The organism is Micromonospora sp. NPDC051925 (assembly GCF_044548625.1).
In the GTDB taxonomy this organism is placed as follows: Bacteria; Actinomycetota; Actinomycetes; order Mycobacteriales; family Micromonosporaceae; genus Micromonospora.
In genome coordinates, this window is the sequence record NZ_JBIUCH010000028.1 from 31,918 (window position 1) to 47,906 (window position 15,989).

A 15,989-nucleotide genomic window follows, 5' to 3' on the forward strand; every position below is an offset into this window, starting at 1 on the left:
AGAACTCCTCGCAACGGTGGTGGGGGAGGGGAACGGTCAGGTGGGCAGGTCGGCCGCGCAGCGGAAACCGACCGAGTCGGAACGGGTCAGGCCGGCCCCGAGCAGCAGCAGCTTCACCGAGACCCGCGGAGGTTGCGGGCCGCCGTCGAGATACCAGTCCGAGCCCTCGGCCCGGTACGCCGCACCGCCCTTGACGATCACGAAGCGGGTACGCCCGTCGGTGTGTTCGCTCTCGGTCAGGTTCCACACCAGCGGCTCGGCCCGGTGCAGCAGGCCCGCCTCGGCGGCCACCTGCCACTCGTCCTCGGTCGGCAGGCGCAGCCCGGCCCAGGCGGCGTACGCCCGCGCGTCGGCGATCTCGACACCGGTCACCGGGGCGTCGGGGTGCCCCTGACCTGCGGTGAAGCGCTCCGGCCGGACCGGGCGGTAGCCCGTGGCGGCGCGGAACTCGGCGTACCGGCGGTGGGTCACCTCGTGGGTGTCGATGGCGAACCGGCCGAGCCGGACGCTGCGGTGCAGGGTGCCGGGGTGGTGCAGTCGGGGCGGCAGCGGCTTCCACTCGTCGACGTACGGCGCCTCGCCGTAGAGCCCGGTCTCCCGGACCCGGTGCCGGACCAGCAGGTCGTACCGACCGCCGTCGACGGCGACCATCCCGTCGGGCAGCTCCCGCACCGGGGCGACCGGGGCCGGTCGGCGCACCGCAGCCCGAGCCGGGAAGCTCGGGTCCTCGACCGCCGAGCCCGCCCCGGCGTCGCGGGGCGTCGGCGTGACGGTGCCGGGCGTCCGGTCGGTGGCGCGGGGCAGTTCGTTCCGGTCGCCGGGCGGCTCGTCGGTCGCCACCACCGCCGCGACCGCGCCGGCCGGCAACGGCCCGCCGACCGCGATCCGGCCGTCCGGCAGGGCCGTCCCGTTCAGCTCCGTCCCGGTGACCAGGTCGACGAAGTGTCGCCCGGACCCGGGGTCGACGACCAGCCACGTCCCGTCGTACGCCGGGCCCCGGTTGGCGACCGTCCACAGAGGTGTTCCGGCGTGCGTCCAGCGCGAGGCGTACACCCGGGTCGGGGTGCCGGGGTGGTCGGCGAGCGGGATCCAGTCCTCGGCGCGCAACCACGCGGCGTGGCTGGCCTGGACGCGGCGCATCGCGCGCAGCACCGCCCGGTCCCGGTCGTTCCAGCCGACCCAGACCCCGAAGACGCTCTCCCAGACCAGCACCCCGCACCCGTTGAGCCAGGCGGAGTGCAGCTCGTCGAGGTGGTCGCGGTGCCAGCGCCGGGTGTGGTGCAGGATGTGCCGCCGCTCGAACCACTTGGCGCGCAGCACACCGGGCACCGTCGAGTCGGCGAACCACTGCGCCCAGGACATCGCGTGATCCTCGATCCGGGCCAGCGGAACCCGGCTCTCGCCCTCCAGCACGATGCCGGGGCGTACCCGGTCCAGCTCGCGGCGCAGCTCCCCGGCGCCCTCCTTGAGGGTGTCCAGGAAGACCCCGTCCACCCCGAGCCGGCCGACCAGCGCGGCGACCTCCACCGCGTCCGGGCGGGCCGACCGCCGGGTGCCGGTGTCCCAGGGGTTGTAGTCGACGAAGACCCGTACCCCCCGGGCCTGGAAGGCGCGCACCACCTCGGGCAGCTCCGGCACGTCGAGGTAGTAGTCGAACTGGTTGCGCTCGTCCAGCCCGATCACCGGGTACGCGTGCCACAGCACCACCCCGTCGAAGCCACCGAAGTCACCCTCGGCCGCGTCGAGGAACGCGTCGACGGTGAAGACGCCGCGCTCGTGGTCGTAGAGGGTCTCGTCCCAGAGCCAGAGCAGCGCGACGCTGTGACAGTCGCCGGCGATCTCGTCGTAGTGCCGGCCGGTGTAGCCGAGCCGGTGCCGGGCCTCGGCCCGCCACCGGGTCAACTGCTCCCGCCAGGCCGGCCAGTCGGCGGGCTCGTCCGGGGCGGCGAAGATCTTCGCCTCGTCCAACTCGTCCAGGGGCGCGTCCGCGGCGAGCGGCACCGCGGTCGGCCGGTCGATCGGCCTCGGCACGTACGGGTTGAAACTCACCCCGGTGGTCATCGGTCGGCTCCGGCGTAGGTGGTGGCGAACAGGGCGTCGATCTCCGTACGGGTGGGCAGGGCGGTGCCGGCACCCGGGCGCAACGCGCAGGCGGCGCCGGCCGCGCAGGCCCAGCGCAGCACGTCGGTGAGCGCCCCGGTGCTGTCCGGGCCGGTGGTGTCCGGGCCGGCCCGCTCGGCCCAGGCGACGGCGAGCGCCCCGGTGAAGGCGTCGCCGGCCGCCGTGGTGTCCACCGCGTCGATCGTCGGGGCGGCGACCGCCAGCCGCCGGCCGTCCCGGTCGGCGTAGATCGCCCCCCGCGCCCCGAGGGTCAGCACCACCCGGGGCACCAGCGCCAGCAGCGCGTCGAGCGAGCCGTCCGCCTCGGCCGACTCCGGTCGGCCGGCGACCACCGCCGCCTCGTGCTGGTTGACCACCAGCAGGTCGACCAGGTCGAGCAGCTCTGCCGGCAGCTGCCGGGCGGGTGCCGCGTTCAGCACCACCGTGGTACCCGCGTCGTGCGCCCAGCGGGCCGCCCGGGTGACGGCCGGCAGCGGCACCTCCAGCTGGGTCAGCAGCACGTCCGCCCCGGCGATGGTGGCCCGGTCGGCGTCGTCGAGGTCGGCCAGCCCGGCGTTGGCACCGGGTGCCACCACGATGAGGTTCTCGGCCGAGGCGTCGACCGCGATCAGCGCCACCCCGGAAGGTCCGGGCAGCTCACGCAACCCCCGCACGTCCACGCCCGCGCTGGTCAGGTTCTCCCGCAGGGTACGCCCGAAGTCGTCGTCGCCGACCGCGCCGACGAAGGCGCAGTCGGCGCCGGCCCGAGCCGCCGCGACGGCCTGGTTGGCGCCCTTGCCACCGGGGACCATCCGGAAGCCCTCACCGAGCATGGTCTCCCCCGGTCGGGGCAGCTGTGGGGTGGTGACCACCAGGTCCAGGTTGGCGCTGCCGACCACGGCGACCCGGCTGGTACCCGTCCCCCGGCGGGTCATGAGGCGCTCCCGAGCCGGTGGGTCCGGTGCGCCAGCTCGGCGAAGCCGATCCCGTCGAACCCGGCGATGCTGCTGCCCAGCCGGCCCTTCAGCGGGCCGGTCCACTGTTCCGGCAGCCCGGCCGCGCCGGCCAGCGCACCGGTGACCGAGCCGACGGTGGCCCCGGTCGAGTCGGTGTCCCAGCCACCGCTGACCACCGCGCAGACCGACCGTACGAAGTCTCCCCGGCCGTACGCCAGCGCGGCGGCGACCAGGGCGGCGTTGTTGGACACGTGCACCCAGTGCAGGTGGCCGTGCCGCTCGTACAGGGCGTCGACGACCGTCTCCCAGTCGTCGGCCCCGGCACCGAGTCGACGGGCGGCCCGGACGGTGGCGGCGAAGCCGCTACCCGGTGGCAGCACCGACTCCCCGGCGTCGAGCACCGTCTCCACGTCGTCGGCGACCGGTGCGGCGGCGCACATCGCGGCCACCCAGAGCGCCCCGTACACACCGGCCCGGACGTGACTGACCGTGGCGTCGCGGTAGGCCAGTTCGGCGGCCCGGTCCGGCCGGCCGGGGTTGACCCAGCCGTAGACGTCGGTGCGGATCTGGGCACCGATCCACTCCCGGAACGGGTTGTGCCGCCGCGCCGTCTCCGGTGGCGTCAGCCCGAGCAGCAGGTTCCGGTACGCCACCCGTTCGGCCGTGAAGACCCGGCCACCGGGCAACCAGCCCAGCCAGGACTGGGCCACGTCGGCGCTGGTGAACACCGATCCGTGGGTCTCCAGCACCCGCAGGGCCAGCAGGGCGAAGTTGAGGTCGTCGTCCTCCGGCATCCCGTCGATGTTCTCGGCCAGGCTGGTCGGCGCGCTGCGCCGGTTCCACGGCCACCGCGCGGCCACCTCGGCCGGCAGCCCTTCGGCGGTGAAGTAGCCGGCCAACGGCCAGCGACCGGTGGCGGTCAGGATCTCCCGGATGCCGGCCCGGGGGATCTTCTCCACCGGCTTGCCGAGCAGGCAGCCGACCGCCCGGCCGAGCCAGGCCCCGTGCAACCGGTCCGTCGCGGCCGGCCCGGCCGGCAGTGGCCAGGCATCGGGCCAGCTCGCCCGGATGCCGTCCAGCGACTCCGGCTCGGCCGGGTCGGTCGTGCCCGGCAGGGCGGCACAGTCGTCCAGCAGCTTCGCGGCCAGCGCGCGCAGCGCCGGGTCGGCCGGGGTCGCGGAGGCACCGCTGACCGGTGGCTCCAGGACCCCGCCGGCCGCCGACCACTGTTCGGCGACGGCGGTGACGTCCCGGCCCTCGGCCCGGCTGGCGACCAGCTCGTGTGGCAGCAGGTCCTCGGGTTGTACCCAGGTCAGCCTCATCGGTGCAACCCGGTGAAGCGCTCGGCCCGGCGGGCGAACCGGTCCCGGTCGCGCGCGAAGACCTCGACCGCCACCTCGGCCAGCTCGCGGGCCGGGGTCACCAGATCGGTACGGGACGCCTCGGCCACCACGTCCGACCACTCCGCCGGCACCGCTGCCGCACCACCGAGCGCACCGGCGACCGCCGCCGCCATCGTCGCGGTGGAGTCGGCGTCCCGGCCGTAGTTGACCGACCCGAGCACCGCCGCCCGGAACTCCCCCCGTGCCACCACGAGCATGCCGAGCGCGACCGGCAACTCCTCGATCGAGTGCAGCCGGCTCGGCCGCCGGGCACCGAGTCCCGGGCGGCGGTAGTCCTCGCCGACGGTGTCGTACGGCGCCACCGCCGCGCGCAGCGGACCGATGGCGGTACGCCAGTCGTCGTACCCCCTGGCCTGCTCCACCACGGCGACGATGGCGGCCCGGGTGCCGTCCCGGGCCAGCTCCACCGCCGCGTCGACCACGTCGTCGACGCCCGCGCCGGGGGTCATCGCCGCGGCGACGGCGGCGGCGAAGACCGCCGCCGCCTCCCGCCCGTAGCTCTGCTGGTGTGCCCCGGCGATCTCCACCGCCTCGGCGTACGCGCCGGCCGGGTCACCGGCGTTGACCACCCCGACCGGTGCCATGTACATCGCCGCGCCGCAGTTGACGATGTTGCCGACGCCCGCCTCGCGCGGGTCGGCGTGGGCGTGGTGCAGCCGGGTGACCAGCCACCGTTCGGCGGCGGCGAGGCGGTGGAAGGTCAGCCCGTCGCGCTCCAGATCGGGTATCCGGACCACCCGCTCGATCAGGTCGGGGACGAGCAGCTCCGCCACGTCGTACGCGTCAAGGTGGTCCCGCTTGGCGGCGTACGCCCGCACCAGGGCGTGGGTCATCAACGTGTCGTCGGTGATGTGCCCGTCGCCCTTGTGGTACGGCGCCATCGGCCGCGCGGTGGCCCAGTCGGCGTGGAACGGGGGCGCGACGCCCTCCACCCAGCCGCCGTAACGGGCCCGAATCTGCTCGGGTAGTGCTGTCTCGGTGGCCCCGCCGAGGGCGTCGCCCACCGCCGCGCCGACCAGAGCCCCAACCGATTTGTCGAGCAAGGTAGCCATGATTACCTCAGAACCTGCTTCCCACCGTCGACCAGCTGGTTACCGAGCTGGTCGAGCGTGATCTTGTTGGCGAAGTACTGCTGGAGCGCCGGGGTGGCGTACTTGGTCTTCCACTCCGGGTAGCCCTCGGCCTTCTGGAACGGCGCGGCGGTCAGGTCCGCGGCGCTGTCCGCCGCCACGTCCCAGCCCTGCTTGCCGCCGGTCGTCCTGACCAGCTCCTCCCCGGCCTGCTTACCGGTCGGCACCAGCCAGTCGCCCTTGGCCAGGGCGGCCATGTTGGCCGGGTTCAGGAAGAACTCCAGGAACTGCGCGGCCTGCTTCTTGGCCGGGGAGTCCTCGGCGATCGACAGCGTCTGCGGGTTGGCCGCCTGGTTGGTGGTGAGCCCCTTGATCGGGGGGAGGGTCACCCACTCGAAGTCGGCCGGCGCCTGCTCCACCATCTGCTGGCGCAGCGAGACCGAGCCGGGGATCATCGCGTACTTCCCGCCGAAGAACCCGGGGAGGCTGTCCGCGCCGCTCATCCCGAGCGCCTCCGGCGAGGCCGACTTGGTCGTGTAGATCATGTCGTGGATCCGCTTCGGGATCTCCTTCTCCGCGTCGCCGACCTTGACCTCGGTCTTGCCGTTCTCGTCGTAGAAGAACTTGCCGTCGAAGTTGAGCGCCAGGTTGAGCACCCGGTTGGTCGGCGACTTCAGGGCCCAGGCCGCGCCGTACTGGCCGGGCTTGGTCAGCTTCTGGGCGTTGGCCTGGAACTCGTCCCAGGTCCAACCGCCGTCGGCCGGGGGCACCGCGATGCCGGCCGCGTCGAGCAGCTTCTTGTTGGCGATGACCACCTGCGACTCCAGCAGGAACGGCACGCCGGTGACCTTGCCGTCGAAGGTGGTGGTCTCCCAGACGCCCTTGTCGATCTGGCCCTTGAAGTCGTCGGAGAGCAGGCCGGACAGGTCGGTCAGGTAGCCCTGCCTGCTGAACTCGCCGATCGCCGACGACTCGTAGTGCACGATGTCGGCCGCGTCGCCGCCCTCGAACGAGGTGAGCAACTGGTCGTGCACCGAGTTCCAGTCACCCTGGACGTACTCGACCTGGATGTCCGGGTGGTCGGCGTTCCACTTGGCGACCAGGTCCTTGTTGGCCTGGAGGGACTCCTTCTGCCAGGCGAGGCTGAGGAACCGCAGTTTGACCGGGCCGCTGGCTTCGCCGTCGTCGTCGCCCGTGCCGCAGCCGGCCAGGGCGCCCAATCCGACGACTGTCGCCAGCGCGCTGGCGGCAAGTCGACGACTGAACCTGTTCAGGTGCATGAGGTGGACCTCCTTGATGGTGGTGGGGGATGCGTGCCGGTTCGGCCCTGACCCGGGTGCACGGTCAGCCCTTGACGGCTCCGGCCAGGGAGCCGGAGGAGAGCCGGCGTTGCATGAAGGCGAAGAAGACGAGGCTGGGCAGGGTGGCCAGCAGTGAGCCGGCGGCCAGCGGGCCGAGGCGGGCGGTGCCCTCGATGCCGACGAACCGGGCCAGGGTGACCGGCAGGGTCGCCAGGTCCGGCGTCTTGATCAGCACCAGGGCGAAGAAGAACTCGTTCCAGGCCGAGATGAAGGAGAACAGCGCGGTGGCGACCAGGCCGGGGGCGAGCAGCGGGAAGACCACCCGACGCAGGGTCTGCAACCGGCTGGCCCCGTCGACCGCGGCCGCCTCCTCCAACTCCTTCGGAATGTTGCGGACGAAGCCCTGGAGCATCCAGAGCGCGAAGGGCAGCGCCCAGACCACGTAGATCAGCACCAACCCGGCGTGGGTGTTGGCCAGCCCGACTTCGCGGAGCACCAGGAAGATCGGGATGATCAACAACACGAACGGGAAGAGCTGGCTGAGCAGCACCCAGCCGAGCGCGGCGGTGCCGAGCCGGCTGCGAAAACGGGCCAGCGCGTACGACGCGGGCAGCGCGACCAGGACGGTCAGCACCGCCGAGGCGAGCGAGACCTGGAGGCTGTTGAGCGCCGCCCGGCCCAACTCCTGCTCGGTGAAGGCCTGTACGAAGTTGTCCAGGGTCGGGTTGACCGGGATCAGCGTCGGGTGCAGCTGCACCAGCTCGCGGGGCGGCTTGAACGAGGTGGAGAGCAGCCACACCAGCGGGAAGCCGAGGAAGATCAGGTATCCGGCCAGCGCCAGGTACTGCAGCACCCGGCTGGTACGGCTCGATGTGCCCAGCATGGTCAGTTCGCCTCCCTCAGTCGACGGCGCAGGTAGACGGCGAGCAGCGCCACGATGATCACGACCATCACGTTGCCGAGCGCGGCGGCGTAGCCGTAGTTGCCGTAGCGGAACGCCTCCTCGTAGGCGAAGAGCATCGGCAGCATCGTCTTGCCACCCGGCCCACCGGCGGTCAGCACGTAGACCAACCCGAACGAGTTGAAGTTCCAGATGAAGTCGAGCGAGGTGATCGCCACGATGACCGGCGCGAGCGCGGGCAGCGTCACGGTGCGGAACCGGTGCCAGCTACTCGCGCCGTCCACCGCTGCCGCCTCGTGCAACTCTGGGGGCACCCCCTGCAACCCGGCCAGCAGCACCACAGTGGTCTGTGGCATCCCGGCCCAGACGCCGACGACGATCACGGCGGGCAGCGCGGTGCTGAAGTCGCCGAGCCAGTTGGTCCGCAGCCCCTCGGCACCGATCCGGTAGAAGAACTCGTTGAGCAGCCCGGCGTCCGGGTGGTAGACCAGCTTCCAGAGGATGCCGACCACCACCGGGGGCATCGCCCACGGCACCACGGCCAGCACCCGCGCCACGCCCCGGAAGCGCAGCCGCTGGTTGAGCAGCAACGCCAGCCCGAGGGCGAGCACGAACTGCAGCACGGTCACGCCGACCGCCCAGATCAGCCCGACCTGGAACGAGTTCCAGAACAGCTCGTCACCGAGCAGCTCCCGGTAGTTGTCCAGGCCCGTGAAGCTGATGTCGGTGTTGCGGCCGGCCCGCGCGTCGGTGAAGCCGAGGTACATCCCGCGCACCAGCGGGAAGACCGAGAGCACCATGATCGGCAGCAGCGACGGCAACAGCAGCAGGTAGATGGTCAGCTTGTCGGAACCACCCGACGGCCGCCGGTTGTCCCGTCCCTTCCGGCCCGTCCCGTTCCGCCCGCCGGCCGGCTCGACCTCCGCGACCGCGCTCACCTGAGCACCCCCTCGGTGGCACGGGGGTCCTGTCCCGACGGTTGCGGGCTGGCGGCGCGGACGACGAGGTCCGGGCTGGAGGCGCGGACGACGAGGTCCGGGGCGACCTGCTCGCGTCGGGGCGGCAGCGTCGGGTCGGCGATCCGCTCCAACAGCAGCTCGGCGGCCCGCCGACCACGGCTGGCCGAGCCGAGTGACACGCTGGAGAGCTGGGGGAACATCATCTCGGCCAACTCCGTGTCGTCCATGCCGATCAGGGCGACGTCCTCGGGCACCCGTCGGCCGGCGGCGAGCAGCGCGTGCAGGGCGCCGACCGCGATCAGGTCGTTGGCGCAGACCAGCGCGTCGGGTCGGGCTCGGGCAAGCAGCCGTTCGGCGGCGGCCCGGCCGGCGGCGTACTGGAAGTCGCCGACCTCGATCAGCGTCTCGTCGAGGGTGATGCCGTGCCGGGCCAGGGCGGTCCGGAAGCCGGCGTCCCGGGCCGCGCCGGGCACGGTGTCGAGCGGGCCGTTGACGAAGCCGATCTGCCGTCGACCGGCCGCCACCAGGTGGGCCACGGCGAGCCCGACGCCACTGCGGGAGTCGGTCCGGACGTTGTCCACGCCGGCGTCGGCGGGCAGCTGACCGATCACCACGACCGGTACGGGGCTGTCGACCAGGGCGGTGAGGTGGGCGTCGGTGATCCGGATCGGCGAGATGATCATCCCGTCCACGTAGCGGTGGGCGAGCCGGCGCAGCAGGGCGGTCTCGTTGTCGACCTGGCCACCGGTGGCGTGCACCACCAGCTGGCGGCCGGAGGCGGCGACGACCGACTCGATGGCCCGCATCATCGCCACGTAGACCGGGTTGCCGATGTCCTCGACGGCGAGGGCGATCAGGTCGGTGCGCTGGGACTGCAACGAGCGGGCGATGGCGTTGGGCACGTAGCCCACCTCGGCCGCTGCGGCGCGTACCCGCCGGACGGTCTCGGCGCTGCCGCCGACGCCGTTGAGCACCCGGGAGGCGGAGGCGATCGAGACACCGGCCCGAGCCGCGACGGTGTGCACGGTCGGTCGGTCCCCATCGGACTGTAAACGTTTACGAGCCACCTGTAGGACCTCCACCTCGAATGTTGTAAACGTTTCCGGGGAGTGTGCCCGCCTCATGCCGACAAGGTCAAGGGCTCGTTACGAAAACGTTTCCTACCCCACTTGACCTGGGCTGGAGCGTGATCGGCCCGCCCCGGAGACCGGCGCGAACGCCAGTCGATGCGTACCCCGGCTGCCCGGCCATGCCTGACGGTTGCTGGACACCGCGCGAAGAGACCCTGTGGAAAACTCGACTCCGCTGGCAAGCGGCGGGGGCGGACAGTGAGGGCTCATGGTCATTCGGTTCAGACTCCTGGGTGCCGTCGAGGCGTTCGTCGACGGCACCGCGGTCGATCTCGGCCACTCCCGTCAGCGCCACGTGCTGGCGGTGCTGCTGGTCGAGGCGAACAGGGTCGTACACGTCGACCAGCTTCTCGACCGGGTGTGGGTGGGCCGGTCGCCGCAGCGGGCGCACAGCGTCCTGTACAGCTACCTGTCCCGGTTACGACGGTGCCTGAGCAGCGCCGAAGACCTCGCCATCGTGCGGCAGCAGGGCGGCTACCTGCTCAGGGTCGATCCCATGGCGGTGGACCTGCACCGTTTCCAGGAGCTGGTCGCACGCGCCCGGCTCGCCGGGGACGACGCCCAGGCGCTGTGCCAGTTCGACGAGGCGCTCGGCCTGTGGCGCGGTGAGCCGTTCGCGCGCCTGGACCACCCCTGGTTCGACACCCTGCGTACCTCGCTGCAGCAGGCACGGCTGACCGCCGAGCGCGACCGGACCGACATCGCCCTACGTCGCGGTCAGCATTCGACACTGCTGTCCGAGCTGTCGCGGGAAGTGGCCGAACAACCGTTGGACGAGCGTCTTGCCGGGCAGCTCATGCTGGCGCTGTCCCGCTCCGGACGGCAAGCTGAAGCCCTCGACCGGTACCAACGGATCAGGCGAGCCTGGCCGACGGGTTGGGCGTCGACCCGGGGCCTGACCTGCAGGAGCTGCATCTACGGATCCTCCACGGCAACCGCGAGGCCGCCGCCCCGGGCCCGGTACGGGCACCTGCGGAACCGGCCGTTGGCCACACGCCCCGGCAGCTACCGCCGCCGGTGCCCTTCGTCGGCCGGGCCCGCGAGTTGGCGGCGCTGACCCATGCCGTCGACCGGCAGGCCGGAACCGGGCTCGCCATCGCGGTCGTCGCGGGGATGGGCGGGATCGGCAAGACCTGCCTCGTGTTGCGGTGGGCCCACGACAACCTGGACCGGTTTCCCGACGGACAGTTGTACGTCAACCTGCGCGGCTTCGAGCCCGCTGCGGAGGCGATGCCACCGGCGGTCGCGCTGCACGGCTTCCTCAGCGCCCTCAACGTGCCGCCCGGTGCGGTGCCGCTGGATCTGGACGCGCAGGTCGGGTTGTACCGCAGCCTGGTGGCCGGTCGGCGGATGCTGATCGTGCTCGACAACGCCCGTGACGCCGAGCAGGTGCGTCCCCTGCTGCCCGGTGCCGCCGGATGCGCGGTGGTGGTGACCAGCCGCCAGCGGCTGTCCGGCCTCGTGGCGGTCGAGGGCGCCCATCCGATCACCGTCGACCTGCTCACCACCGCCGAGGCTCGCGAGCTGGTGGCGAGCCGACTGAGCGACGGCCGGGTGGAATCCGAACCGCGGTCGGTGGACGGGATCGTCGGGCGGTGCTCCGGGCTGCTGCTGGCCCTGGCGATCGTGGCTGCCCGCGCGGCGACCCGACCCGGGTTCTCGCTCGCCGCACTGGAACGGGAACTTGTCGAGCTGCAGGGCGGCCTCGACGGCTTCGCCGGCGGCGGAGACCCTGCCACTGACCTACGGTCGGTCTTCTCCTGGTCGTACCGGGCTCTCGGCGAGCCGGCAGCGCGGCTGTTCCGCCTGCTCGGGCTGCATCCCGGGCCGGACATCTCGGTGCGGGCCGCAGCCAGTCTCGCCGCCCTGCCGAATCGGCAGATGCGGGCCGCCCTCGCCGAACTCAGCCGGGCGCAGCTGTTGGTGGAGTGGACGCCGGGCAGATACACCTGCCACGACCTGTTGCGGGCGTACGCTGCGGGACTGGTCGAGTCGGAGCCCGCGGAGGTGCGCCGCGAGGCCCTGCACCGCACCATGGACCACTACCTTCGCAGCGCCCACTGTGCCGACCGGTGGCTTTCCCCGCTGCGGCATCCGATCGAGCTGTCGCCGGCGACGGCGGGGGTGCAACCGGAAGAGCCGGCGGACAACACGCAGGCGATGGCCTGGTTCACTGAGGAACACAGTGTGCTCAGCCAGATGGTCGAGCTGGCCGCCCGGCACGGCCTCGACCGGTACGTCTGGCAGTTGGCGGGAACGCTGACCACCTTCCTGAGCCGCCAGGCCCACTGGAACGACCTGATCGCCGTCCAGAACCGCGCGCTGGCCGTCGCCGAGCGGAACGGCGACCGGGCGGCGCGGGCACAGGCCCACCAGGACATCGCTGCCGCCTACTCGGAGACCGGGCGGGTCGGGTCGGCCCGGGATCACCTGGAACGCGCGTTGGTGTTGTTGGACGACCTCGCCGACCGGGTCGGCCAGGCGCACACCCTGTTGACCCTGAGCTGGGTCAGCGAGAAGGAGGGCGACCAGGCTGCGGCGTTGCGTCACGATGAGCGGGCGCTGCGGCTGTTCCGCGACCACGGGCACCAAGCGGGGGTGGCCCGCGCACTCAACGCGCTCGGCTGGGACCACGCGATGCTCGGTGAGTACCAGGAGGCGATTCGCTACTGCCAGGACGCCGTCGCCCTGCAACGGGAACTCGGCGACCGGACCGGCGAGGCGAACAGTTGGGACACCCTCGGCTACGCCCATCACCACCTCGGTCACTACCAACAGGCGACCTGCTGCTATCGCCAGGCGCTGGACCTCAGCCGGGAACTCGGACACCGCTACAACGAGGCGGAGGCCCTACGGCACCTGGGCGACACCCAGCTGACCCTCGGTGACCCGGAGGCCGCCGATCAGTGCTGGCGGGGTGCTCTGGAGATTCTCACCGAGATCGGGCATCCGGAGGCCGAACAACTCCACGGCAGGCTTGCCGCGAGCCGCGCTGCGATCGTCGACCGGTAGGCCCGCGCCGACGGGCGACGGCCCGTCGGCGCGGGCGAGCAGGAGAGAGCGGCGGGAACGACGCATCCCCGCGGCCGGTGGACGGCATCGAGCCGTACGCTGCGCCGCGGGTCAGACATGGCACGCGGGGCACATCCACAGGTCTGTCGGCCGTTACCCGTGACGAGCACAATCGTCCATATGACGATCACCCCGGGTGGGCCGCCTACCCACAACACGCCGGCCAACCTCGCTCGGGGGTTCCTGACGGGCGGGGTGATCGGGGCGTCGCTGACCGCCTTCATCGGTGGCTGTGTCGTCGAGAAGGTGCCGCTGATCGTCACGGGGCTGGTCCTGCCCGCGGTCTACGGGCTTCTCTTCTTCCTCGCCACGCTGCCGCGCCGGGCCCGGGAGGCGGCTGTCGTGCCCCGCACGGCACTCGCGGTGATCGAGAGTCGGAAGGCCGTCGGGGGTGAGAGCAGCGACGTGCCGGTGCGGTTCGAGCTGTCCGTCGCGCCGGACGACGCACCAGCGTTCCGGGTCGAGATACGGCAGGACGTCAACCTCGTCGAGCTGCCCGAATACCGGCCGGGCGGGGTCGTGGTGGTGCAGTATCCGCCGGACCGGCCGTGGAAGACGCGGATCGTGAAGCGGCCGACGCCGGAGTGGGAGGAGCGGGTGGCCGTGGCCCAGCTGACCTCGGTGCCCGGTCCGGCCATGAAGAGCGAGAGCCCGGTGGGCTGTTTCAGCGGGTTGCTCACTCTCCTCGGGCTGCTGCTCGGCGTGGCCGCCGTGCTCATGCTGTTCCGGGTCGACCTGTTCGACTCCCGAGAGGGTGACAGTGGCGCGGCCAGACCGTCCGTCTCCTCCTCCTCGTCCACGACCACCGTGACGTCGGCGACGGGCATGGTCACCCTCGGCCCCGGCCAGTCGATGCTCGACGAAGGCGAACTGCGCGAGGCCGTCCAGTCGTTGACGCAGGGCGCGGAGCGGCGTCGGGCGCTCACCCTCGTCGTTCAGGACCGCCTGCTGACGATCGTCTTCTCTCCCGCCGGTGTGCAGAGCGCCGGGTTCGACCCGGGTTCCCTGCCCTACGACCGTGTCCCCGGCCTGGTCGAGGAGGCCAGGACCACCCTCGGCGTCGAGTCCCCGCAGAGCTGGCAGCTCACCGCCGACGGCGTCACCGGCTCGCTCACGCTCAGGGTCATGGTCACCGGCGGTGGCGGCACGGGAACCCTGGAAGCGGACGGACAGGGCAAAGTGCTGCGGCGCAGCGGCAGATGACCACCTGGGCAGGAGGAGCGCGCATGGGATGGGACGAGTTCCTGGTGCTGTGGTGTGCGGTGTGGGGTGTGGCCGCCCTGGTCGGGTACGGCATGTCGCTGGCCGGAGTGACCAGGGCGCAGCGGACGGTCCAGCTCACCGGGCGGATCGAGCGGGTGCGGGAGCCCCGGCACGGCGGATCCCGCACGGGCGGGATATCGGTGGTCGTCTCCTACCGCGACCCGGCCTCGGGGCGGGAAGCCACCGTGACGAACGACGGTGACCGGGGCGAGATGATCACCTCTGCGTGGGAGGGCCGGGAGATCGGGGTCAGCCACCCGCGAGGCAGGCCGCACGACTACCGGTTCTCCCAGACTCCGCAGGAGCCCGGTCGTGGACTGGGCTGGCCGAGTTTCGCGGTCTTCCTGGTCTACGTCGGGCTGGTGGTCCTCGCCGCGATCGACCGGGGGTGGCCGTGGGCGCTGATCGGCTTCGGCGCTCCGTGGGCGGTCTTCGCCGCCGTCCACCTGCCCGAGGCGGTACGCGACAGGATCCGCCGCATCGAGAGACTGGCCGCGATGGACACCGTGCCGGGACGGGTCGTCGCGGTCCTCAAGGACGTCAGCGTCGACCAGGACGACGGCCACACCTCGACCACCATCACCCCGGTCCTGTCGTTCACCACCCGCGAGGGCACGGCCGTCACGGCCTACTGCACGTCGAACCTCCCCGACCCCGCCGACGCGTACGGCCGTGACGTCACGGTCCACTACACCTCCGCCGACCCCGCCGAGTTCACCCTGGACCGCGCGGCCGAACGCCGTATGCGGGGGCGGGACCTGACGATCAACGTCCTGGTGGTCGTCGTGCTCGCGGCGACGGCCGTGGCGGGAGCGGTGCTGCTGTGAGAGCCCGGAGGGTTCTCCGGTGAGACCCGGAGGGGTGCCAGGCCGGGAAGCCACCTACTCCCGCATGGCCGCCGCCTCCGCCGTCTATCGTCGGGGTGCCCCGGATCTCCACCGTCGAAGGGCTGGCTGCGCATGAAGGTCTGGTTGTTCGAGCATGCCGAATCCAGCCCCTACCGACCCGTCGACTCCCTCAGTCACGCCCGGCTGTCGGAGATCGACTCGCTCGACGAGGTGCTCGCCTTCGTCGGCGGGCTGAGCGCGGCCGACCCCGGGGCCCGGTTTCTCTGCACCCTCGACGACCTGGGCCAGTGCTGCTACACCAGCATGCACGCCGCCGAGGACGACCGGCTCCACACACCACCGGGGGAGATCGACTTCGACGACCCGCGTGCGGTCCATGCCTACCACCTGGCCTGCCTGGGGCACGTGGCCGCGCAGCTCGACAACCCGCAGTTCCGGACGAACTGGGAAGAGGTCACCGGCACGCTGCCGGCGCTGGCCGCCGACATCGAGACCCTCGCCGCGACGAACGCGGACGCCTCCGCCGTACTCGACACGGTCGTCTACGTGCAGCGGCTGCCCGTCGCCCGCGACGACCTGCTGCTGGCGGGGCTGCCCAACGGCTACTTCACCTCGGACTGGAACGTCTTCCAGAACCACGCCGTCATCCGGCGGATGCACGAGTCGCACGGATACCGGTTCTTCGGCATCGGCGCGTCCTGGCTCGGCTTCGTGGCCGACGCACCGCTGAGCGCCGAGAGCGCCACCGGCCTCGTCGCGGACCTGACGGACCTCTACGGCGACCCGGAGGGCGCCTCCGGGGCATGGCGTGACCTGGCCACCCACGTCCAGCGGAGCACGACGTTACTGCTCTGCTACACCGAGGAGTTCGGCTGAGCCGGACGACGTCCAGTTCGGGGAGGGTCACGTGGGCGCGACCCGGTGTGCGGGCCGCAGTCGCGTGGAGAGACCACCGGGCCGGCCCGGACCCGGTAGCGATCGTGGTC

The 15,989-nt window shown here is 72.1% G+C and carries 13 protein-coding genes; 5 read left to right on the forward strand and 8 right to left on the reverse strand.

The features are described 5' to 3' along the window. Positions 1–36: 36 nt before the first annotated feature. From ACIG87_RS28930 to ACIG87_RS28965, 8 genes are all read right to left on the reverse strand, one after another. Positions 37–2,061 (reverse strand): SUMF1/EgtB/PvdO family nonheme iron enzyme, encoded by a 2,025-nt coding sequence (locus ACIG87_RS28930; RefSeq protein ID WP_396854775.1) that lies wholly within the window; start codon positions 2,059–2,061, stop codon positions 37–39. Then, positions 2,058–3,035 (reverse strand): ribokinase, encoded by a 978-nt coding sequence (locus tag ACIG87_RS28935; protein WP_396854776.1) that lies wholly within the window; start codon positions 3,033–3,035, stop codon positions 2,058–2,060. The genes ACIG87_RS28930 and ACIG87_RS28935 overlap by 4 nt, the downstream gene beginning before the upstream one ends. Further along, entirely contained in the window at positions 3,032–4,378 is a 1,347-nt protein-coding gene (locus tag ACIG87_RS28940) for an ADP-ribosylglycohydrolase family protein (RefSeq protein ID WP_396854777.1), read from the reverse strand. The genes ACIG87_RS28935 and ACIG87_RS28940 overlap by 4 nt, the downstream gene beginning before the upstream one ends. Next, on the reverse strand, positions 4,375–5,511 hold the full coding sequence (locus tag ACIG87_RS28945) for an ADP-ribosylglycohydrolase family protein (protein WP_396854778.1): 1,137 nt from the start codon (positions 5,509–5,511) through the stop codon (positions 4,375–4,377). The genes ACIG87_RS28940 and ACIG87_RS28945 overlap by 4 nt, the downstream gene beginning before the upstream one ends. Positions 5,512–5,513: 2 nt before the next feature. Continuing rightward, positions 5,514–6,809, reverse strand: coding sequence for an ABC transporter substrate-binding protein (locus tag ACIG87_RS28950; RefSeq protein WP_396854779.1), 1,296 nt, complete (start codon positions 6,807–6,809; stop codon positions 5,514–5,516). 64 nt (positions 6,810–6,873) lie between these two features. Continuing rightward, positions 6,874–7,713: a carbohydrate ABC transporter permease gene (locus tag ACIG87_RS28955; protein ID WP_396854780.1), complete on the reverse strand. Its 840-nt coding sequence runs from the start codon at positions 7,711–7,713 to the stop codon at positions 6,874–6,876. A 2-nt stretch (positions 7,714–7,715) separates the two neighbouring features. Beyond that, complete coding sequence (locus ACIG87_RS28960) at positions 7,716–8,669, reverse strand: carbohydrate ABC transporter permease (RefSeq protein WP_396854781.1); 954 nt, start codon at positions 8,667–8,669, stop codon at positions 7,716–7,718. Continuing rightward, entirely contained in the window at positions 8,666–9,715 is a 1,050-nt protein-coding gene (locus ACIG87_RS28965; RefSeq protein ID WP_396854782.1) for a LacI family DNA-binding transcriptional regulator, read from the reverse strand. The genes ACIG87_RS28960 and ACIG87_RS28965 overlap by 4 nt, the downstream gene beginning before the upstream one ends. A gap of 313 nt (positions 9,716–10,028) precedes the next feature. Between ACIG87_RS28965 and ACIG87_RS28970 the strand changes: the two genes are divergently transcribed. The 5 genes from ACIG87_RS28970 (at position 10,029) to ACIG87_RS28990 (ending at position 15,879) form a co-directional block, all read left to right on the forward strand. Continuing rightward, a complete protein-coding gene (locus ACIG87_RS28970) occupies positions 10,029–10,877 on the forward strand; it encodes a BTAD domain-containing putative transcriptional regulator (protein ID WP_396854783.1) in 849 nt (282 codons plus the stop codon). Then, positions 10,838–12,832, forward strand: a complete 1,995-nt coding sequence (locus ACIG87_RS28975; protein WP_396854784.1) for a tetratricopeptide repeat protein — start codon at positions 10,838–10,840, stop codon at positions 12,830–12,832. Before ACIG87_RS28970 ends, ACIG87_RS28975 begins: the two co-directional genes overlap by 40 nt. Before the next feature lie 180 nt (positions 12,833–13,012). Beyond that, positions 13,013–14,095 carry a hypothetical protein gene (locus tag ACIG87_RS28980; protein ID WP_396854785.1) on the forward strand — a complete coding sequence of 361 codons (1,083 nt, stop codon included), beginning with the start codon at positions 13,013–13,015 and terminating at the stop codon, positions 14,093–14,095. Between the two features lie 23 nt (positions 14,096–14,118). After that, entirely contained in the window at positions 14,119–14,982 is an 864-nt protein-coding gene (locus ACIG87_RS28985) for a DUF3592 domain-containing protein (protein WP_396854786.1), read from the forward strand. Positions 14,983–15,114: 132 nt separating this feature from the next. Beyond that, the gene (locus tag ACIG87_RS28990; RefSeq protein WP_396854787.1) at positions 15,115–15,879 is read left to right on the forward strand and encodes a hypothetical protein; all 765 of its coding nucleotides are present in this window, start codon (positions 15,115–15,117) and stop codon (positions 15,877–15,879) included. Positions 15,880–15,989: the final 110 nt, after the last annotated feature.